Source organism: Candidatus Rhabdochlamydia sp. T3358, from assembly GCF_901000775.1.
Taxonomy (GTDB): domain Bacteria; phylum Chlamydiota; class Chlamydiia; order Chlamydiales; family Rhabdochlamydiaceae; genus Rhabdochlamydia.
In genome coordinates this window covers 20,534-41,734 of the sequence record NZ_CAAJGQ010000010.1, presented here as the reverse complement: position 1 = coordinate 41,734, position 21,201 = coordinate 20,534, and the positions used below count along the sequence as shown (strand labels likewise).

Sequence of the window (21,201 nt, the reverse complement as noted above, 5' to 3'; positions counted from 1 at the left end):
GCCATGGAACACGGGTATTCAGGCGAGGTTATTTTACAATTACTAGCTCTTTATGAAAAAGGATTTGGCGGTAAAGTCCTAGCTCTTGGTAGTGAATTCGCGCATCTTGCCATTTCAAAAAACTATTCAAGAGAAGTTGTTGAAGCGCTTAAATCCAAACAACTACCTTCAAAATGCATCGTGATGTGAAGGGATCTATTGTAAAGTAATATTTAATGCACGTAAAAGAGCAATAATACTCGAGGGACGAAATCGATTTTTTGGAAAAAGTAAATAGGAAGATTTCAGCTCTGGTTGGAATTTGTCCCAGAAAATCTCATGCCCATCTAAACGACATATTTTTTTTAGAGCTTTAAAAGTTAAGCTCGCTAGTAATACGATGGTTTGTCCTAGACCTATAACCTTTCCAAGCTCTTTAGCTGGCACTGGTCCTATTAAAACAAAGCGACATTGTTCTTTTTCTAACGTCTCTAATACTGATACCAGCAAATGCTCTGAAACACCGGAAGGAGCCTCTTTAGCTACCATGACATTATTTAGTAACCATCCTTGATGGGATTGAAGTTCATTCAATAAGGCAAATCCAATAATTTTTCCTTCTTGTTTAGCAAAAAACCATCGTTTTCCTATACGATCTGCAAACAGAGTTGGCGTAGCCAAATAAACTTGTATTCCTTTTCTTGCAGTAACCCATGCAGTAGCTAATTGTTCCATGGATTGTTCTATCTGAGGATCACTACCGGTATATTCTAAGATTTCAATTCCACTGCGAGAGGATTGTCTAACTTTTTTACGCAGCAATCTTGTTTTAGCATCTACATACTTAAAAGGATCAAGAAGGAACTTTTTCCCAAACTCAATTAAAGAAAAGGAGAGATGCTCTACAGCTAGATGAGCGAATTCCTCAGATACAATAATATAGATTACTTTCATGTTTTGGTTTTGGCAATATTTTTCAAACTCTTTAGCAAGAGCTATTTTATCTATAGGGGCACATACCGGATCTCCGTAAACAACAGCGTTTTTTAATTCGATACGATAGCCAATAATACCATCTATATGAGGAACAGAGAAAATCTGGGTTGTTTTCTCTAAAATACCATCTGTATTTACCTCTGCCCACTTACGTACCAGCTCTACTAGGCGCAGTCTATCAGCATTTATTGCAATCTGTTCCATGTATTCTATTGTTTTATTGTATAAAGCAACTCCTATCAAATTTTAATTAATCTAGTCAAATGAAGTTTTTTATCTAACCTTAAAGAGGTTTAATAAAATTTGTTGTAGAAGCTTTTTGCCCGAGGACTTTTTAAGCGCCTTCTGAACTCTTGATGAGTCGATGAAGTTGTCCTAAAAGGTAGAAAGGAAGCGATAACAGATTATACTCAATAGAAGAGCCAAGAGGGTTCTTTACATGTATGGGACCTAATCTAGGAACATCAGAATTAATCCTGATAGCAATTGTTTTCTTTTTCTCCTTCACGAATTGATGAAGTGACTTAAGAGTTCCGGTTGTACCTGCCTTTACTTCAAGGGGAATTACCTGATTCTCGTGTTGAATGATGTAATCGATTTCAGCTTTAGCTCCCTTTTTCCCTCTCTGCCAGTAATAGAGAGAAGGGGGGATATATGCAGGAGATATCGTACGTAGTAGCTGACCTACCAACTGTTCGGCCATACCTCCACTATTAATCATAGAAATTTCAGATACCGATCTTAATTGATGTAATGAAAGTCCTAAGGATGCACCACAAAGTCCACAGTCCAGCATGATCACCTTCGAGAACTTCTCATCAGCTTCTGCGCCAAGAGGTAATCCGTTGGCTGAGGTTGCTATAATTCGATGACATACTCTGGCTTTAGAAAGCAAATCAAGTGCCTGTTTTAAAGGGGCTGTACTTATCTGTGAATTGACATCCTTATGCGGTTTCTGTAGATCCGACAAAGAGCTTCTATATTGAGAAAATTGATAAGAATGGATACACCATCCTTACTCAAAACGGAATGGAGTGGGCAATTGGCTGGATAGGAACATTTAATACTTATAAATGGAGAGTAGGCGATCGGATTATTATCAATAAAAGCGATTATTCGATTGGAGAGAGTTATCTCATAATTAATGCAGATGACGGAAGTAGTGTTTGGGCCAGTTTAATCAACTGGAGGTAAAACCATAGCATATTAAAATGAGATAAAATACTTATACCAAGTTATATACAGTTATACATAAAATCGATATAACTTGGTATAATGGATCTAATCAAAAATGCGCGCTAGTGAATGCAAATCTTTTAACTCTTTTGCGTAGTGTAACATGTCAAGCTTTCTCCTCACAACATCTCGCGATATCCTAGCCTCTTTTTCTTGCACGTGTTCCATTTTTAAAAAATGCTTCTGTATCGAAGTCTTTAAAAGAACGAATCGCCCCTTACAATAACCTGTTTATTTAAATAAACCGAGATAGGGTATATAACTCAAGAGTTAATAGGCAAGTTAGAAGACATGAAGGCCAGATGGTTATGGTAGGGTTTTTTCACAAAAAATAGCATCTTTTTGTGAAATTAGTAGAACAGCTCATGAAAATGGCTAGATTGCTCCTTTCAAACCTTGAAAAGGTATGCTAGCATCTTGAGCCATGTAAAGGGATAAAATGGCTACAGTTAAAGCAACAATTTTCTTTGAAAAGCGGCTTTGGGTAGGGGCTTTTGAGCGGATCGACAAAGAAGGATATGCAATTGCAAGGCATATTTTCGGTAAGGAGCCGTCTGATCCTGAGGTTCATGAGTTTGTTCTTAAATCTTATCATGAACTGAAATTTGGGAAAGCTAAGGAAATTAACATTCAAATCCAGCGCATGAATCCAAAAAGAGCACAAAGAGAAGTCCGTCGTGAAATGGCAAGGATGAAGGAAACGACACAACCTTCAACTCAAGCGCAAGACTACATACGAGAGGAGCTTGAAAAGAATAAGAAAGACAAGAAAAGCATTAGCAGTGCCAATAAACAAGCTCGTAAAGATGATCAATTTGTACTCAGGCAAGAAAAAAGAAAAGAGAAGCATCGAGGGCATTAATGGGATGCTACCATTGGCGATGGTCCTGTTTGCCTTACCAGAGACGTTCTTCTATGGTCGTAAGCTTTTGAAGAAGCAGGAAACTATATGCCCTCATGGAATTAGGCTAGCAGGCTGTTAGCTAATTGTAAAATCAGGGTATCCCTTTTTCGCAAAGTGAAGCCTTAAAATGAAGGCAGAGATGCATTCAGAACTTTTGGTTGAGATTTTATTGCTCAAGACTGAAATTACAAATTTTTTTTAAGTCATTAATAATTAATATATTAATATATTAATACGTTTAAAAATGCACGGTTATCTAAAAAACCATGTATTGAAAATACACGGTTTTATGGCATAATCGAGGGAAAAGAGAGGAAAACATGAACCGGGAAATTCTCAAGCAAATCATCATGGATCAACTCAAATATCGATCCCCAAAGAATTTTTATTGCCGTACAGTGACTGAAACGATCCAGAGTTTTGTAAACGACCCAAATATCATTATCCTCAGCGGAATCCGAAGATCTGGAAAATCGACCATCCAACGCATGCTGCAGTTTGAATTGCTCAAGGCAAATAATTATTCAGATTACTACTTTAACTTCGATGATGAACGGCTTGTACATTTCCAAGTAAAGGATTTTCAAACGTTGCTGGAGGTATTCATAGAGCTATTCGGAGATCAGTCCGTGTTTTACTTTGATGAAATCCAAAATATTGAAGGCTGGGAGCGCTTTGTCCGAAGGCTATATGAGCAGGGAAAAAAGATCTATATTACAGGATCGAACGCAAGGCTTTTGAGCAAAGAACTGGGGACGCATCTAACAGGTAGGCATATTCAATTGGAAGTGTTTCCGCTTTCTTTTTTCGAAATCGTACGCCATGGGTACCCCGAAGCGCTTTCCAAAAAAGCTCTATCGACCACTGATGTTGGCATGATCCTGCATCATTTTTCCAATTATTTAAAAAATGGGGGAATTCCAGAATACGTAGAATTTGAAAAAACAGAATATCTGAAAGACTTACTGGAAGGGATTCTTTACCGTGACGTTATTGTTCGCTATAAAATTCAGGACGAAAAAGCGTTGCGGGAAACAGTCTATTACTTAGCAAGCAATATAGGGAAAGAATTTAGCTACACAAATCTGGCTAAAACTGTTGGTATAAGTAGTCCTCACACTATCGCAAATTATTGCGATTATTTGGAGCAATGTTATCTCTACTTCTTTATCTACCGCTACAGCCACTCCCTGCAAAAACAAATTCAATCCAATAAAAAATGCTACATGATCGATCCAGCTCTGATTCGAACGACTGGATTCCGGGTGAGCGAAGATCGAGGGCGTCTCTTGGAGAATGTGGTATTTCTTCACCTTAGAATGCAGTCAAAAGAAATCTATTTCCACAAGGAGAAGAAAGAATGCGATTTTCTTCTGAGAGAAGGGAATCGGATCGTTCAAGCTATACAAGTGACGACAAGTCTATCAAATCCTGAGGTAAAAAAACGGGAAATTGAAGGACTGATGGAAGCCATGAGAACCTACGATTTGCAGGAAGGGATCATTCTTACGGAAAATGAACACGATATAATCGAAATGGACGGGGTTCGGATTTTAGTGATGCCGATTTGGAAGAGGTTGTTATTTCAGCAAAAAATCCTTGATATGAAAGAGATTTAAATCAATTTCTAAGCTTGAAAGAGGGATCCCACGCATCCACTTGCTCTTTCGTATAGTGTTGAGTATTGATTCGGTGAATTGAGTTGTAATAGATATTGGCAAGAGCTTGTACATCTTCTGGCTGATAATCGCGAATGGATATTTCTGCTTTCATAGGCTTTTATCTTCCAGCTTTTTCAAGTACTTCAACTGGAGTCCAATTCTAGCCGAGAATGAAACATCGTGAGAAGTCGATGAGGAGTTCTTTGTGAGAGCATGTGTGAACATATTTATTATCAACCCTAACTCTAGCAGTAGATGCAGATTTTTGCCCAGGCGGACATTACATGTTTTGGATTAACTGAGTAGTGCCTCCAAGAGTAGAATTAAATTGAATATAATTTGGAGACTTTAAATCCTCGATAAATGTTTTTCCATTTTTTAATAGTCTAGTATGCTTTTCTAAACTTCCTCGAACAGAATTTATTCGTGTTTGGTTAGCTATGTCATATGATACTATATAGTCATCGTCACTTGTCCAACTTGAAAGAGTTCCCATGGATCTACTTTCTATGCGGTTCTTCACTGGAATACAGTATGAAACATAAATTCGACTGTCACTAAACGCCAAAATTGGATAAGTTGCAATTTTTCGACTGTCACTAAACACCCAAGTTGGATAAGCTATACTTGATTGCTTCGATAATGAAGATTCAGATTTAAGAAATTTGATATCGCTGCCATCCATTGCATAAACTTGCAAAAACCCTTTTCCGCCTGTATATCGTTCAAGATGTTTCACAACTATGAAGAATTTACCCGTTGGGTCAATCCCTGCCTTTAATACTGTACAGCTATCTTCTAAAGGAGTTGTTGATTTACAACTTCCAGTCGATATATCAAATACTTTAATCAGTGGTTGTTGATCTACGCCAGTTATCACAATCCATTTGCCTGATGGATGAATCTCATAGGAAGTTATCTCATTTGTAAATGGGGTTAGAGTATTAATAATATTTCCTTGCGCCGCATCCCATATTTCAATATCTCTGCCAGTAGTTTTAGCTATTAACCATGGCTCATGTAGTTCTGGTAGGTCTACCAAAGAAATTTCCTTTTCTGCAACTTTATTCTTATTATCAAGATCCCAAAATACAAGTTTTTGTAATGATTTTTCTTTCTTTTCATAACAATAAGTAATCATTTTTGATCCAAGACTAGTAAAATTTACATAAGCCCCTATGGGATCACTCTGCAGAACTTGTAAACTTGTTAATCTGGTTTTAGTCATAATCTTAAAAACAGTAAAAATTTGCTTGTCAAAAGAAACTAATAGATCTTTATCTTCGTTGTGCCATAGACCTGCAATTGGATGTTTAACCACTGTATCACAGAAAGATGTTACAGTTCGTGTCTGTGAATCCCACTCCCATATAGTTCCATTCTCACTTCCTGAAAATATGGTTACCTTATCGGGTTTATAAATGACAACATGCGATAATATTTTATGTAAGAACGATACTTGATTTTTTAAGGTTATACTAGCAACATCATAGATGCGGACTTCCAAATTCTTTTTAATAAAACTGATTTCATTTTCAGATGGTGAAAGTTGATAATTAGTCTGATTAGAAGTGGTCCCAAACGCTTTGGTGAAACTATGAAAGTTTAAGTATGCCTTATTATCATCAGATGAACAGTAAGCGCCTTTAACAGCAGTAACAGCAGCCATATGTATCCTACATTTTAAATGTTATAAAAAACCAAGAATAAACTTTATATATCCTAAGATATTTTTGTCACTTAGTAAATTGATGTACCGAACGAGGGGGCATAAGGCTTGTTTTGGTTTTCCCTTTGATTTAATCTTTTTTGATCTTTTTGCACGTAGACAAGAAAAAAGAAGCCTCGAAGGCATTAAAAATGCCCTTGAAAATAAAAGGTTCACTTCAAGAAAAGTGAAGCCTTAAGACTGATTGGAGGTGGAAAGACATATTCAGAACTGTTGATTGGAAAAAAAATAGTAGAAAGCGCAAAAACTTTAGCTTTCAGGAAATATCCAGCGAGCAATCAAAGCTGGTGAGATTCCAGATCGTTGACTCCAAAGACTATTTTCTGGAAGGAGTTTTGGAGCAACACAGGGTTCTTCAAACCCAGTCATCACCATACCATGTCTAAGCAAGATATTAAAATATTCTCGAATAGGTCTATGAAAAACCAGCTGCTCAATTGGTTGTCCAGGCTTTGATCGCAATTTGGAAGTTTTTAGATGAATGTAGTCTTTTACAGTGATGCATCCTGTAGGTTCAAATAAAACAAGTGGTGAGTTAAAGCAAGGGTGAGGAATAGAAAAAATAAAAGATCCTTTTGGTTTCATAAGCAATCGTAAGGATTCAAAAAAAGGATGAATATTTGACATATCATGCAAAACCATTGAGCAGACAATACGATCAAATGACTGGTTTTTAGCTAACTGTAAAAGCTGAACTTCATTTGTTAGGTCCATTTCTTGATAACTAATATCTGAACTTCTTTTTCGTGCTTGCTTAATTAGCGTAGAACTAAAGTCAACCCCAAAAACTTTTGATCCTTTTTTTTCCATACGACGAGCTAAAGCTCCATTTCCACAACCCGCATCTAGAACAATTTCTCTGCCTTGTAAGTCTAATAATTTTTCAATAGTAGGAAATACAAAGGCTTGGTGAAAATAATCTCCATCTTCAACACTAGCATCCCACCAGGAACCAAGATCTTCCCAGATTTGATGACATTCTGTATTGACATCTTCTTGTTTCATAGATTCTTTGATAAGAGCTTTTCTAAGCAACAATAAGGCGCTAGACTTTGTTCCTCAAGATAAAAAAGGCCAGGTTTTGAAACCTGGCCCGAATGGAGGTGGAGAGAATCGAACACGGTTAAATGGACCATTTTTTCAAGAACGCAAAAACGCTTCATTTTACGAGAGAAAACTCATCAAAAAACCGAATCGAAAAAGTCAGTGCGTAATTGAAATTTACGCAAATTTTACGCACTAGACGAGACGAAACTGGCTTAAAACTATTTTGATTTTTCTGTCGTTAGTGCTATTGTATTTGTGATTCCTGTGACAGGTGTGATTCATAGAGGATTAGTGTTACAAACTGCGCTTGGCAATCAAAAGAGAACTTAGATGGCAAAAAGTAAAAAAACTGTTTCCAAAAGGCAAGACGTTGCTCCCGCCGATTATGCCAAGTTTGTGACTGAGCTTAAGAAAAAGATACGGTCTGCTCAATTCAAAGCCGCTTTAGCGGTGAATCGAGAACTTATTTGCCTGTACTGGGATATAGGCAAGGAAATCGTCGAAAGAAAAGAAAAAGACGGTTGGGGTTCGGGTGCCATAGATAGGATCGCAAGAGACGTCCAGAATGAGTTTCCTGGGATCGAGGGCTTTTCTAGGACAAACATGGGTAGAATGAGGGCATTTTACCTAGCATATTCAATTTACCCACAAGCTGTGGGTAAATTAGAAGAGCTGCCTGTTTTCAATATCCCGTGGGGACACAATATAGCTATATTTGAAGGGGTTAAGTCTTTGGATGAGCGCCTTTGGTATGCCAATATGGTCATTCAAGAGGGCTGGTCTCGTAATGCGTTGATAGATTCTATTAAAATAAAAACTTATCAACGACACGGCAAAGCGATTACCAATTTTCATGATAGGTTGCCTAGCCCACATTCTAAATTAGCTCACGACACTCTAAAGGACCCCTATAATTTTGATTTTCTCGAGCTGGATAGAGAGCATGTTGAAAGGGACCTAGAAGACGGGTTACTCGCGCATGTTGAGAAGTTCTTGTGTGCATTAGGGCAAGGATTTTCCTTTGTCGGAAGACAAGTGAACTTAGTGGTAGGCAAAAAAGACTTCTATATCGATCTTTTGTTCTATCATTTGAATCTTAGGTGCTTTGTTGTGATTGAGCTAAAGGCAGTAGATTTCAAGCCCGAGTTCGCAGGTAAAATGAACTTCTATCTATCGGCTGTCGACGATCTCATGAGAAAACCTGCAGACAATCCAACGATCGGTATTTTGATTTGCAAGAGGAAGGATAATTTCATTGCAGAGTACGCACTTCGAGATATTCACAAGCCGATGGGCGTGGCTGAGTATGAAACGAAAATCGTCTCTTCATTACCTAAAAAACTCAAAGGACAGCTGCCAACCATCGATGAGATTGAGGCTGAATTAAGCGCAATCCCAACTCAGAAGATAAAAAGAGTAAAAAAGAAGAAAGAAAGTTAAGCGCGGTGCGTAGAACGTATGGGTTGGTTGATTTTGCAATTGGGCAACAGCTTGTTGCCTTAAATGAAATTGTCTGTTAATTAGGTGCTGAATTGCTATGAAATTAAAAGGAAAAAAAGTCATTGTAACTGGAGCTAATCGCAGCATTGGAAAAGGGATTGCTTTGCTCTTTGCTAAAGAAGGGGCTGAGTTAGTAATCAGTTACCGATCTGATAAAAAAGGAGCCGAAGAGACAGTTCAATCCATTCGACAAGAAAATGGGACTGTCGAAGCTGTATATGCAGACTTTTCTACTTGTAGCGGTATAGAGCAATTTTACCAAGAGAGCATAAATGTTTTAGGACAGGTAGATATCCTGGTTAACAACGCAGGGGGATATAATACTCTAGGTTTTTTCGATTTGAAGCCTCAAGATTTTGAACAATTGTTGCAGGTCACTTTAATGACGCCATTTTTCCTATCCCAGCTAGTAGCAAAAGGAATGGTACAAAAGCAAAGTGGAGGAAATATTATCAACATTTCTTCAATCTCTGGGGCTCGGCCAGTACTGAATCGCGTTGCACATGCATCAGGTAAGGCTGCATTGAACATGCTGACGCAAACTATGGCTTTAGAGCTAGCTCAGCATCGAATTAGGGTGAACGCTATTGCTCCAGGGTATACTCCTTATGAGGAAAGCTCTGAGTCTGATCCAGCGCTTAAAGACATCCCTCTCGGGCGCGCAGGACTTCCAAGAGATCAAGCTTCTGCTGTGCTTTTTCTTGCAACAGAAGAATCTTCCTGGATAACAGGGCAAATATTGACTGTGGATGGGGGGCATTCCATAGTTCTATCAATGAATTCTTAAGATATTAGGGCCCTTTCGTAATAAATGAGGGGAGTAATCTTTTTTAAAATGCGTAAAAATTGCGTAATTTCATTCGATAAACTCAACAGCATTAGAAAAAAGACATTACAGATAATCAATTCATTGAAATTTTCTCATATCTTCTGCTAAGATCCCTGCTCATATGCAACCTACATCAAGCTTTTTAACACAAAATGCAAAAGACATCCTAAAGGCTCGTCATCGTCAGGAACGAGATAAGAGGTTATGCGATAGAATCAAATCTATTTTATTATTAGATGATGGATGGTCATATGCACAAGTAGCATATGCATTGCTTCTAGATGAGGATACGATAAGACGTTACTACAAAACCTATCTAGAAGGAGGCAAAGAAGCCTTACTCAACCTAAATTACACAGGAAAAGCCTGTAAACTTAATCAAGAACAGCTAGATCAGCTCAAGACTTATGTAAGCAAAGAGATTCCTAGCTCTGCTGGGCAAGTCGTGAACTTCATAAAAAAACATTTTGCCATTCGGTACACTCTATCAGCAGTGATTTCCTTATTACACCGCTTAAATTTTGAGTATAAAAAATCAAAGTTGATTCCTGGAAAAGCAAATGCTGAAGATCAAGCACTTTTTTTGAAAGAGCTCAAAACCCTAGAAATGGATCTTTGTGAATCAGATGAAATCATCTACATAGATGGCGTTCATCCTCAGCATAATTCTAAACCTTCTTATGGATGGTTTAAAAAAGGAGCAAAGGCATTATTAAAAGCCAATAGCGGTCGCCAGCGAATAAATATTAATGGTGGGCTAAATGCTAATAACCTTGAAGTGACTACCATTGTTGCAGATTATATAAATGCGCAATCTACCATTAGCTTATTTCAGAAATTAGAAGAGCAATATCCCCATGCAGAACGCATTATAGCGATATGTGATAATGCAAGTTATTATAGGTCAAAACTGGTTTCTGAGCATCTCAACAACTCTAGAATAGAAATCAAGTTCTTACCCCCTTATTCTCCAAATCTTAATCTGATTGAACGACTTTGGCGATTCATGAATCGCAAAGTTCGAAATAATCAATATTATGAAAAATTCGTAGAATTCAAGAAAGCAACTCTTAGTTTTTTTGAAAATATTTCCACTTTCAAAGAGGAATTAAAAAGTCTCCTCTCTAAAAAATTTCATATTGTAAATCCTTAATTCTAAATCTCTAGAGTATACCAACCCATAAAACTCGGAAGTCTTTCAAAATTTTCTTCCACTCATCAAGCTGCTGTTTTCCGAAAGAGACGTCATCAATTACAATATGATGGCCCATTTTGGCAAGCGCAAGAACTACTTCTTGAAATGTTTTGCCTATCTTTTGAGCATACGGTCCAGCTTGTAATTCTTGAACGGGATTACCAGATGTATCCACGCTTTTTTTCCAGCTATATCCAAGAGAAGCTTCTCCTCCTGTCCAGTCATTGATTTTCTCAGGCATCCATCCAATGATTTTATCAATACCGACATGTAAAAAGGGCTCTTCAAATGCGTGTTGTAATGCCTTTGCAAGCGTTGTTTTGCCGCTACTTGATGGACCGTTGAGGTAGATGATTTGCGCAAGTTGTTTTTCCATATAGAAACAATAGCATAAGTGTTCTATCAGAGAGAATAAAAAAGGGACAAAAACAGGGAGGGTATTTTAAAAACTCCAGAGAGCCAGAAGGGTTTTGTACAACGACACCCATACATCTTTGAAGGTGTTTTCGTCTTTCGTATTAATCAGGCCATCTATAGCTTCTAAAGCATTCTTTTTTTGCTGCAATGAACGTAATAGCTCTTGGATCTCCCATATTCATAGGAATTTTTTTGAACTTCTCATTTAGCCATTTTTTCTTCCCAGGCCCGTTAAAATCCTTCATGTGCGCTTGCATTCGAGGGTCTGTTATGTCATTGACGATTCTTTGAGCACATTCACTAGAAAAGCATTGAATGAGATTCTCCCAAGATTCTGAGTTATCCAAGACATTTACACTGCTTTGGATTTTTAGATTTTCTCCAGGAAGAGGAACTATCTTTTCTCTCGTTGATTTTTCATGATCCTGTTTCATTTTCTTAAGTTTTTCTGGTGAGTAGTCTTTCCCTCCATTTGCATCTATTAATTTGGCACATATTTGACATAAATAAATTCCATTTGAAATAGAGGCCTTTTCGTCGGTTGTTGCAGATTCGGAAGCTCTCGGCCCATTTCTAGCTGCTGCGATAATATGCGCTGCTTGTCCTGTATGGGCGTGTTCAGAATCGCTTGATTCAGCTGCACATAGTGTTGAGATTTGACAATTGGAGCATGTGTATGCGGCTCGTTTTGCAAGAGCATTGATTGTTTTTTGAGAAAATTCACCAGTTCTTTTTCGTTGATTCATATATTAAAGTCATTAAATTTTTTATGATTTTAGCAGACGTTGTATGTCACTAAAAACAAAAGGCTTCAGTCGCTAAACTGAAGCCTTAAAATTGAATGGAGGTGGAGAGAATCGAACTCTCGTCCTTAGCAAACTCCCTACAAATGACTACATGCTTAGCATCTTCAAAATGAATTGATCTTGAGGAAGGTGCCACACAATAGACCAATTTGCTTCTTCTAATCTCGGGCATCTTCTTGAAGAAGCGAAGAGAAAAGCCCATACCAGGGTTAATGACAATAGTTCCAACGCTCCTAGTCAGGCATTAGACTATCGAGTTGCTAAAAGCGGTTAAGCCTTAAGCAGCTAACGCAAATCCCTCGTCAGAGGTTTTATTTTCTGCATTTATAGTTATATCGGATGATTTAGGAGGCCAACCGACGTCCTCCGCATGCCACTCATACTTTGTTTCCAAGTCGAAACCAGTCACCCCCAGAGGTAATAATAGCAGAAAAAAGCATTATTAGCGATAGGGGATAAATTAGCAAAGAATTTACAGTCATATGGCTGAAATATTATTAATAAATTATTAAGAATACTAGCTGCTTAATCTTTATCTATAAAGGGGATGGTTGTATCAGAGGTAATGGTTTTTTCTAAATATTTTTTTGCAAGATCCTGGCTGGCTTCAATATGCCCTTCTATTCCTTGGCTATATATTTCAAACAGGCGCTTACAAGCTTGAGGATGGAGTTTTTCTGCAGCTTTTTCATAATAGTTGATCGCTTTTTTAAATTCTTCTTTTTCAAAATGAATGTCAGCTAACTGAGGATATATGGTCCTAAGGCGAGAAGAGGCTGCAGAATGGTTAAGTTCAGCCTCCTTAAGGCGAAAAAAGACTGCAGAAGAGCCAGGTTCAACCTTAAGGCAAGAAACTTCAGAAGAGCTAAGTTTTACAGCCTTTTCAAGACAATCAACTGTTTTTTCTATGTTTTTTTCTATATCTATACCATAAAAATAGATAGGACTAAGTCTTAAGTAGGCCTCTATGCAACCCGCTTTCCCGGCAAGTTCATAATAGCTAATTGCTTCGCGCATATATGTTTCTTTTAAAGAAGACTTTGTATTTAACTTAATACTGTCTATAAAGATCTCTGCGAGATAAAAATACTTGTCCTGAGGTTTTAGCCCTCTATTTTTCCAAGAATAAATTTTGTCTGCTAAGCCAGAGCGCAGAGGCCCAGCTTTCCCAAACGAATCGAGTGCTTTATCTAGATTTTTTTCTACTGAGTTCCCAAAGAGATATCTATAACCCAACTCTAAACTAACTTTCTCATAGGTTGCCTTTTCATAAGGCTTAATTGTTTCCCTGTTACATTTTTCATATTTAATAAAATATTTTTCAGCCGATTGAAGGTCATTGTTATTTAAATATTTTATGACGTTCCCTAAGAGATTCTTTGCTTTTTCCGCTTTTTTTATTTGTATTCGGTTTGCGATATTTCCCAAAATAGGAATGTGAGATAGTTTTCCTTTTAGAAATTCTTGAGATGCTTGATTCATGCAGATTGTTTTACAGGATGGATCAATTCGCATAGTTGTCTCTCTGTATAATAATAAGAAATTAAAAAAATCAAAGATAATTAGTTTTAATTGCTGTTTGTTACAGCTAGTAAGATGTGTATCTGTTTATTAGTATAATTTATTTTTAATTTATATTAAATGAATTTATTTTTTATTATTAAGTTTGTTTTTTAATTTTTAAGAGATACGAGCTGGTGTTTTAAGGAGGGATTGGCTTATGATTGACTCTTTTAACCCCCTTTTATTTATATGTTTGATATCAATTCACAAGAAAGTTTTCCTGAGCGGGAAGAGCGTATTTTAGCATTTTGGCAAAGCCAGAACATTTTTGAAAAATCTGTAGAGCAAAATCGCTTAAATCCTGTTTTTTCTGTATATGATGGCCCTCCTTTTGCAACAGGACTTCCTCATTACGGGCATATTTTAGCTGGAACCATTAAAGATGTAATTCCTAGATATAAGACCATGCAGGGCTATTTTGTGCCTCGTCGATTTGGTTGGGATTGTCATGGATTACCTGTAGAAAATGAGATTGAAAAGGCTAAAGAGTTATCGGGGGCTTCTTGTATTGAAACGTTTGGGATTTCTCAATTCAATGAAGAATGTCGCAGTATTGTTATGCGCTATACGAAAGAATGGGAATATACAGTGATGCGCATGGGACGTTTTGTGAGTTTTGCGGATACTTGGCGAACCATGGATCTTAGCTTTATGGAATCTGTATGGTGGGTTTTTGCTCAATTATACAAACAAGGATTGGTTTATGAGGGCTATAAAGTGATGCCTTTCTCTGCTCAATTAGGGACGCCTTTATCCAATTTTGAAGCTAATCTGAATTATAAGGAAGTAGATGATCCCTCTCTTACCGTGCTGTTTTCTCTTGTAGATGAGCCAAATACTTCCTTTGTCGTGTGGACAACAACCCCTTGGACTCTGCCATCTAATCTAGCAATTATGGTGAATGAGAATTTTGAGTATGTAAAGATCAGGCGAGAAGATCATTACTATATCTTAGCACGTAATCGGCTAGGGCATTATTTTAAAGAAGGGGAGTATGAGACCATTGCTACCTTTAAGGGCTCTTCTTTGGTTTCTAAGCGTTATCATCCGCTGTTTCCTTATTTTTCTAGTTACGAAGGCTTTAGAGTCATTGCAGAGGTTTCTGTTAGCAGTGAAGAAGGAACAGGCCTTGTACATGCAGCTCCAGCATTTGGAGAGGTGGACTTTTATGCATGCAGCAAAGAAGGCATCGAAGTAGTTTGCCCCATTGATCATAATGGTAAATTTACCAAGCTAGTTCCTGACTACGAGGGTCTGTTTGTAAAAGATGCCGATAAAGAAATCATTCGGCGATTGAAAAAAGAGGGGAAAGTTTTACATCATGCGCAGATTCGTCACCGTTATCCTTTTTGTTGGCGCTCTGATACACCTTTAATTTATCGAGCTGTCTGCACTTGGTTTGTCGCGGTAGAAAAAATCAAAGATCGAATGATCGCTGCTAACCAAAAGGTTCACTGGGTTCCCAATCATCTTAAAGAAGGTCGTTTTGGCAAGTGGTTAGAAAACGCGCGAGATTGGGCGATTTCAAGAAATCGCTACTGGGGAACACCTATCCCTATTTGGCGTAGCGAAGATGGGGAAATTATTGTTTTATCTAGTATTGAAGATCTACAACAAAGAACAGGAGCCACTGTTTCTGATTTACATAGGCATTACATCGATTCTTTAACATTTATTGCAAATGGTAAGGAGTTTAAGCGCATACCAGAAGTGTTTGATTGTTGGTTTGAATCAGGTTCTATGCCTTATGCACAAAACCATTACCCTTTTGAAAAAAAACAAGAAACATTAGATCGGTTTCCTGCAGATTTCATCGCAGAGGGATTAGATCAAACACGTGGTTGGTTTTATACCTTAATGGTTATTGCAACAGCGTTATTTGACGAGCCGGCTTTTAAGAATGTCATTGTCAATGGAATTATCTTGGCAGAAGATGGCAATAAGATGTCAAAGCGCCTTAAGAATTATCCAGAACCGCAATTGGTTTTTAACCGTTATGGGGCTGATGCGGTGCGTTTATACCTACTGAGTAGTCCCGTTGTTCATGCAGAAGATTTGCGTTTTTCAGAACGTGGAGTAGAATTAGTTCTTCGCCAGATGCTGATTCCTTTTTGGAACTCAGTGGTTTTTTTGTCTACCTATGCAAAGATTTATCAGTGGGATCCCAAAGAAATAGAGTTTTCTGCTCCTAAGTTCGATATTGATCGTTGGATCTTGTCTTGTTTACAAGGATTAATTCAAGAGGTAACAGATGGGTTAGATCGTTATGAATTACATCGAGCAGTCGATCCTTTTGTAAAATTCATTGATCAATTAACCAATTGGTATATTCGTAGAAATCGAGCTAGGTTCTGGGCAGAAGAAGATACGATAGATCGTAGATTAGCGTTTGAAACGCTATATACAGTATTAATTAATTTAGCCAAAATCGCAGCCCCATTTATTCCTTTTTTAAGCGAAGGAATCTATCTTTATTTAAAAACTAGCCAAGACCCTCAATCGGTTCACCTGTGCTCCTTTCCAGTCTATAATCCTATGCATAGAGATCAGCTCTTAGAAGAGCAGATGTCTTATGTACAAACCGTAGTAAGTATGGGGCATGCATTGCGTAAGGAAAGTAAATTAAAAGTTCGTCAGCCTTTGCGCTCTGCCTTTATTGCGTCTTCTGAATTTGAGGTTTTAAAGCAGCTTAAATCACAAAAGCAACTAATTGCTGATGAGCTCAATGTAAAAGAGGTGATCTTTAAGGAGGATGAAACAGCATTTGTTCGACTTTTGGTAAAACCAAATTTTCGTGTTTTAGGTAAAAAAGTAGGCAAACTAATGAGTGCTGTCAAAACAGCCTTAGAAAATCTTCCTCAAAAAGAGCTGAATCGATTACTTGAAGAGAATCAATATGAGTTGATCATTGAAAACGAAACCATTCTTTTAAGCTCTGATGACATCGCAATAGAGCGTCAAGTAAAAGAAGGATTAGTAGCTTCTGCAACAGGTTCAGTGATTGTTGCTATTAATACTGTTTTAGACGAAGAGTTATTATTAGAGGGATTAGCAAGGGAATTGGTTAATAAGATTAATACTATGCGCCGAGATTTGAGTTTTGCAGTAAGTGATCGAATTGAGATTAGTCTTAATACCACAGAAAAAGTTAAACAAGCTTTATCTATTCATCAAGATTACGTGATGACGCAAGTACTAGGGGTAAAACTGGAGTATAGTTCTCAAGAAGAGGGGAGTATTTGGGATTTAAATGGAGAAAAGACCTTTATTGCAATAGCGCGCTGGGAATAAGATAAACCCTAAAACTTGGAAAAGACCAAAGTTTTAGGGTTTTAGATCTATTTTTTTTACAGAATTATCTTGAGCGTCTTCTCGGTTGAGGACTTCTGCTTCTACTTCTGCTTCTACTTCTGCTTTGTGGTTTAGAAGTAGAATCATTAGGATCATCAATGAATCTTTCTACTTCGTCAAGCATTTCGTAATCTCTAGAAGAAGCAAATGAAAAGGCTTTTCCTTTGGCTCCTGCGCGACCTGTTCTGCCAATACGATGGACATAATCATCTAAGGTCTTAGGCAGATCAAAATTGATTACGTGGCTAACTGCTGGTATATCAATTCCACGAGCCATTACATCAGTTGTGACTATTACTTTAATAAGCCCACTGCGGAGTTTCTTCATTGTTCTTGTTCTTTGATGTTGATTCATGCCGCCATGTAGAGCTGCTGCTATTAGGCCATCGTCGCACAATTTATCAGCAATTTGCTCTGTCTGTTTCTTAGTAGAAGAGAAAATAATAGCTTTTTCTATATTTGGATCAGATAAAATCTCATCTAAAAATTTATACTTTTGTTCTAAGTTATTTGTTTGACGAATGTGTTGTTCAATTAGATCATAGTTAGCAGCTGTCTTTTCAACAATAATCTCCATTGGATTTGTTAGCAGGTTATTTGCCAGATCTAAGACTTTTCTGTCATAAGTAGCGGAAAACATCAAAGTTTGACGCGATTTTGGTGCCATAGAAGCGATATACTTAACAGGTTCAATAAATCCCATATCGAGCATTCTATCTGCTTCATCCAAAATGAGCATCTCCAAATTAGATAGATGAATGCGCTTTTCTTCCAAGCATTCGATGAGCCTACCAGGAGTTGCGATCAGAATATCAAAATTTCTTGAAAGCTTTCGATTTTGAACATGATAAGGAATTCCTCCGCAAATAAACACACTGGTTATATGGCGAAGATGACGGCTTAGCTTGGTGGTTTCTTCAACTACTTGCATGGCTAATTCGCGTGTAGGAACCAAAACCAAGATCTTTGGTCCTCGAGAAGAGGATTTTTTTAATAATCGGCAAAGAGCAGGTAGCATAAAAGCTGCTGTCTTGCCTGTTCCTGTTTGTGCAGAAGCGCGCAAGTCTTTTCCCTTTAAAATTTCAGGGATTGCTTGTTGTTGAACATCTGAGGGAACTGTAAACCCTAAATCTTTAATTGCTTGAAGAATTAATGGTTCTTGAATGAGGTCTTCGAAATTTTTACTTGTCATTTTTTACTTACCTTAAAGTAGCATTGCATAGATTAATCATTTGCAACGACTAAAAAGAAGGTGCAAAAGAATAATGAGTAGTTTAACAAAACTAAATAATATAAACAAGATCTCTTAAATTCTAAAAAAGAATAGTATTTATAAATAACTTACAAAAACATAAAAAATTTATAGAATAGGTAGCTTGTTTTTTTGGATCCAACGATATAAGCAGAAGACAAGCCCTATAGCTCCACAGCTATATACAATGAGATTTGGTAGGTTTAGCCAAGGATAAAGAGGTTGGTTAGGTCTTCCCCATCGAGATCCAGGAGGCCAAAAAATCCAGCTAGGGCTTCCTTTTAAATTATCTTCAGGAACAAACCCAAAATCACGGCTATCTGAGCTCATTGCGTGATTATCGCCTAAAACAAGGTACATTTTTAAGGGGATAGTAAGGCCGTATTTTTTAATAAACTCCACATCAAGAACCCCATTTTTAAGCAAAGGAGGGCCATAATCCATAAAAGGTGTGGGAGAAGAGCTCTCTTTTCTTACAAATTCTACAAGAGAGGGGTCATCGTGTTTTAAGATCGGTGCTCCCATCAGATAAAAATCTTGATTGCGAAAATACGCATAACGAGCTGGTACTAATCGCTGCTCTTTCTTCTGTTTTAAGAATCGATTATCCCAATCTATTCCAAGATTGAACAAAAGCTGCACATTTTGTGGACTATATGCATATAGAGGATGAGAGGGTGGCAGTTCTTGATTCATTCCTTGCCAGAGTATGCGATAAGCCTTCCCATGATAAAATTCATAACACCCGTCAGGTATACCGGCAAGAACAGGAGCAAAGGCTTTTTTTCCAACACAAGTATCGGGATAGCGACACACTTGATGATTTTTTACAACAAAACGCGCTGTGTATAAATTTTGCATTAGCGCTTTTAAGTGGCTTTCTTGTAGTGCAATAATAGATGTGCTTAACTGTATTTTGGGATATACATTTTTATACTCATCTTTTGTTAATTGCACAGATTGCAAAGAAGGGTGATGTTTAATCTCTAAATATAAAACCCCCTTTGGAACTTCTTTTAAATGAAACTCTTTTAGTTCTTCTGAGTTAAGTAGCCTTGCCATGCCAAAGTTTTTAAAGCCCCATAAATCGCTGTAATCTGTAATAAAGTCAGAAACAGAGCTAAGCATTTTAGCTTGGTTTTTTTGTAGATTAAACTCTGCAACAGGCTCATTCATTTGGTAAAAAATAAGGGAATTATTGTTTTTATGAGAGAGCTCGACTTTGCGCTGGAAATTAATAAAGGGGATATGTTCAATTTGCTTTAGTGAAGTTAATTGCAATTCTTGGGTAATATCCTTACCGTCTTTATCAATCCCATATATCTGTCCTCCATAAAAATAGAGAGTGTCTCCTGGCTTGCCAATGAGACGCTTGATGTACTGTTTTTTCCCGGGGAATAGATAAAAATACATAGTATCTACATCGTAGATATCCATGTTTTCTCCAGTAAAAATCACAATGGAATTACGTTTTATTAAATCGGGATCGAAATACAAATGTTTTGTTTTTAAGGGAATATTGATTCCAAAATCTGTTTTAGACACAATTAAGCGATCTTTTTCTTTAAAGGTAGGACGCATCGATCCAGATGGAATTTCGTAGAGCTCAAACCACATTTGACGGATTAAGAGTGCAATGATTAAAGCAATGAATACACCAATTACCACATCCCGGAAGTAATCAAAGGATCCTTTTTTTAAGCAAGTCAGACCAAAGCCTTGAGCTTCTTTAGCTAGTCGGTCGGCTAAGGGTCTATCTTTTTGTAAAATCGCATTTTGTAGAGCGGTTAAAGAAGCCTCTATCTCAATACGGGTATCCACAGGTAACTTATATTTTTTCTTTTTATAGAGATGATACGTTTGGATCAGATAATGCTTAGACTTTCTTAGAGAATACATTTTTTTTTTAGAGAAAACCCACATTGTTACCCAAATTCTTTAAATAAATAGAACAGTATAGCAAGAGAATTTACGGGTTTTTTAAAAAGAGAGCAAGCTTTTTATCTTTTATAGAAAAAATTCCAAAATCGTTTCTTTATAGCTTTTTTTAAAGCAATAACCCCTGGATGTAAGGGGTCTACTTCTTCTGCTGCCAACCTATGTTTGTCAGCATAATCTCGATCCTTACATGCAAGGTGGTAAAATCCCATGCAAATCATAAACCCACGAAATTCAGAGTAATGAAAAGCAAAGCGATCTGGATAAAGCTCTAATAAATCACGTTTATGATTAAAAATATCTGGAATCTCTTGAATCTTCTTATGTCGCAGACATTGATCTGCATAGTTGATTTTAGCGTATAAGTAAGAGGGGTGCATCTCGTAAGTGATTTTAATGAGCTCTTCTGCTTGTTTAGCTTTTTTTAACCTCAAGTAAGCAAAAGCTAACAAATTAGCTACTTCTGGAACATCGAGATGATCTCTATAAAATGCTTCTAAAGTAGATAGATATTTTTCGGGATCCTCTTGAATTTGGCTGTGAATCTTTTGAAAGACACTCTTTTTTGAAGCATCTAGCTTCAGATAAGAGAGATCAGGCGAGAAAGTAATTCGGTAAAAGCAATCGGGGAAATAGATCGAAGGAATTTCTAATAAAGTAGAGTTTTTCATACTTATTAAGTATAAATCATTTGCGCTTTTTTAGGGTTCTCTCTTGTGGAAAAAATGTTCATAACTTAAATGGATAGCCATTGTATGAGTATTCTATTAAGAGAAAATCAAGAGTATTAGAAAGACA

Annotated in this window: 19 protein-coding genes and 1 other RNA gene; 8 read left to right on the top strand and 12 right to left on the bottom strand. The window is 37.1% G+C overall.

Annotated features, from left to right (window positions below; all coding sequences use genetic code 11):
* Positions 1–3 precede the first annotated feature (3 nt).
* Entirely contained in the window at positions 4–189 is a 186-nt protein-coding gene (locus RHTP_RS02560; RefSeq protein ID WP_138106565.1) for a hypothetical protein, read from the top strand.
* 6 nt (positions 190–195) lie between these two features.
* Here RHTP_RS02560 and RHTP_RS02555 read toward each other — a convergent pair whose 3' ends face one another.
* Together RHTP_RS02555 and RHTP_RS02550 are read right to left on the bottom strand one after the other, a co-directional pair.
* Positions 196–1,179 (bottom strand): phosphatidylglycerol lysyltransferase domain-containing protein, encoded by a 984-nt coding sequence (locus tag RHTP_RS02555; RefSeq protein ID WP_138106564.1) that lies wholly within the window; start codon positions 1,177–1,179, stop codon positions 196–198.
* 130 nt (positions 1,180–1,309) lie between these two features.
* Positions 1,310–1,945 carry a DUF4143 domain-containing protein gene (locus tag RHTP_RS02550; protein WP_212742850.1) on the bottom strand — a complete coding sequence of 212 codons (636 nt, stop codon included), beginning with the start codon at positions 1,943–1,945 and terminating at the stop codon, positions 1,310–1,312.
* Positions 1,946–2,004: 59 nt separating this feature from the next.
* Between RHTP_RS02550 and RHTP_RS08780 the strand changes: the two genes are divergently transcribed.
* From RHTP_RS08780 to RHTP_RS02540, 3 genes are all read left to right on the top strand, one after another.
* Positions 2,005–2,169, top strand: a complete 165-nt coding sequence (locus RHTP_RS08780) for a hypothetical protein (protein ID WP_171005711.1) — start codon at positions 2,005–2,007, stop codon at positions 2,167–2,169.
* 481 nt (positions 2,170–2,650) lie between these two features.
* Positions 2,651–3,073 (top strand): YjdF family protein, encoded by a 423-nt coding sequence (locus RHTP_RS02545; protein WP_138106562.1) that lies wholly within the window; start codon positions 2,651–2,653, stop codon positions 3,071–3,073.
* Positions 3,074–3,435: 362 nt separating this feature from the next.
* A complete protein-coding gene (locus RHTP_RS02540; protein WP_138106561.1) occupies positions 3,436–4,734 on the top strand; it encodes an ATP-binding protein in 1,299 nt (432 codons plus the stop codon).
* Between the two features lies 1 nt (position 4,735).
* Here the strand turns inward: RHTP_RS02540 and RHTP_RS02535 are convergent, their stop codons facing one another.
* From RHTP_RS02535 to RHTP_RS02525, 3 genes are all read right to left on the bottom strand, one after another.
* A complete protein-coding gene (locus tag RHTP_RS02535; protein WP_212742849.1) occupies positions 4,736–4,888 on the bottom strand; it encodes a GNAT family protein in 153 nt (50 codons plus the stop codon).
* 168 nt (positions 4,889–5,056) lie between these two features.
* The gene (locus RHTP_RS02530) at positions 5,057–6,445 is read right to left on the bottom strand and encodes a WD40 repeat domain-containing protein (protein WP_138106560.1); all 1,389 of its coding nucleotides are present in this window, start codon (positions 6,443–6,445) and stop codon (positions 5,057–5,059) included.
* Positions 6,446–6,754: 309 nt separating this feature from the next.
* Positions 6,755–7,510 carry a class I SAM-dependent methyltransferase gene (locus RHTP_RS02525; protein ID WP_138106559.1) on the bottom strand — a complete coding sequence of 252 codons (756 nt, stop codon included), beginning with the start codon at positions 7,508–7,510 and terminating at the stop codon, positions 6,755–6,757.
* A gap of 372 nt (positions 7,511–7,882) precedes the next feature.
* Here RHTP_RS02525 and RHTP_RS02520 point away from each other — a divergent pair, with 372 nt between their 5' ends.
* The 3 genes from RHTP_RS02520 to RHTP_RS02510 all read left to right on the top strand — a co-directional run bounded on the left by RHTP_RS02520 (position 7,883) and on the right by RHTP_RS02510 (position 11,034).
* Positions 7,883–8,992 carry a PDDEXK nuclease domain-containing protein gene (locus tag RHTP_RS02520; protein ID WP_138106558.1) on the top strand — a complete coding sequence of 370 codons (1,110 nt, stop codon included), beginning with the start codon at positions 7,883–7,885 and terminating at the stop codon, positions 8,990–8,992.
* 97 nt (positions 8,993–9,089) lie between these two features.
* Complete coding sequence (locus RHTP_RS02515; protein ID WP_138106557.1) at positions 9,090–9,839, top strand: SDR family NAD(P)-dependent oxidoreductase; 750 nt, start codon at positions 9,090–9,092, stop codon at positions 9,837–9,839.
* 163 nt (positions 9,840–10,002) lie between these two features.
* On the top strand, positions 10,003–11,034 hold the full coding sequence (locus RHTP_RS02510; protein ID WP_138106556.1) for an IS630 family transposase: 1,032 nt from the start codon (positions 10,003–10,005) through the stop codon (positions 11,032–11,034).
* A 10-nt stretch (positions 11,035–11,044) separates the two neighbouring features.
* On the opposite strand, the gene RHTP_RS02505 is transcribed toward RHTP_RS02510, so the two are convergent.
* From RHTP_RS02505 to RHTP_RS02490, 4 genes are all read right to left on the bottom strand, one after another.
* Positions 11,045–11,452, bottom strand: coding sequence for a phosphotransferase-like protein (locus RHTP_RS02505; RefSeq protein WP_138106555.1), 408 nt, complete (start codon positions 11,450–11,452; stop codon positions 11,045–11,047).
* Positions 11,453–11,594: 142 nt separating this feature from the next.
* The gene (locus RHTP_RS02500) at positions 11,595–12,239 is read right to left on the bottom strand and encodes a hypothetical protein (protein WP_138106554.1); all 645 of its coding nucleotides are present in this window, start codon (positions 12,237–12,239) and stop codon (positions 11,595–11,597) included.
* A 93-nt stretch (positions 12,240–12,332) separates the two neighbouring features.
* Positions 12,333–12,712, bottom strand: a transfer-messenger RNA (tmRNA) gene (ssrA, locus tag RHTP_RS02495).
* A gap of 112 nt (positions 12,713–12,824) precedes the next feature.
* Positions 12,825–13,814 (bottom strand): tetratricopeptide repeat protein, encoded by a 990-nt coding sequence (locus RHTP_RS02490; RefSeq protein ID WP_138106553.1) that lies wholly within the window; start codon positions 13,812–13,814, stop codon positions 12,825–12,827.
* Positions 13,815–14,051: 237 nt separating this feature from the next.
* Between RHTP_RS02490 and ileS the strand changes: the two genes are divergently transcribed.
* Positions 14,052–17,153 (top strand): isoleucine--tRNA ligase, encoded by a 3,102-nt coding sequence (gene ileS, locus RHTP_RS02485; RefSeq protein ID WP_138106552.1) that lies wholly within the window; start codon positions 14,052–14,054, stop codon positions 17,151–17,153.
* Between the two features lie 64 nt (positions 17,154–17,217).
* On the opposite strand, the gene RHTP_RS02480 is transcribed toward ileS, so the two are convergent.
* From RHTP_RS02480 to RHTP_RS02470, 3 genes are all read right to left on the bottom strand, one after another.
* Complete coding sequence (locus tag RHTP_RS02480; RefSeq protein ID WP_138106551.1) at positions 17,218–18,405, bottom strand: DEAD/DEAH box helicase; 1,188 nt, start codon at positions 18,403–18,405, stop codon at positions 17,218–17,220.
* 168 nt (positions 18,406–18,573) lie between these two features.
* Positions 18,574–20,286 carry a signal peptidase I gene (lepB, locus tag RHTP_RS02475; RefSeq protein WP_171005710.1) on the bottom strand — a complete coding sequence of 571 codons (1,713 nt, stop codon included), beginning with the start codon at positions 20,284–20,286 and terminating at the stop codon, positions 18,574–18,576.
* A 179-nt stretch (positions 20,287–20,465) separates the two neighbouring features.
* On the bottom strand, positions 20,466–21,074 hold the full coding sequence (locus RHTP_RS02470) for a tetratricopeptide repeat protein (protein ID WP_138106549.1): 609 nt from the start codon (positions 21,072–21,074) through the stop codon (positions 20,466–20,468).
* Positions 21,075–21,201: the final 127 nt, after the last annotated feature.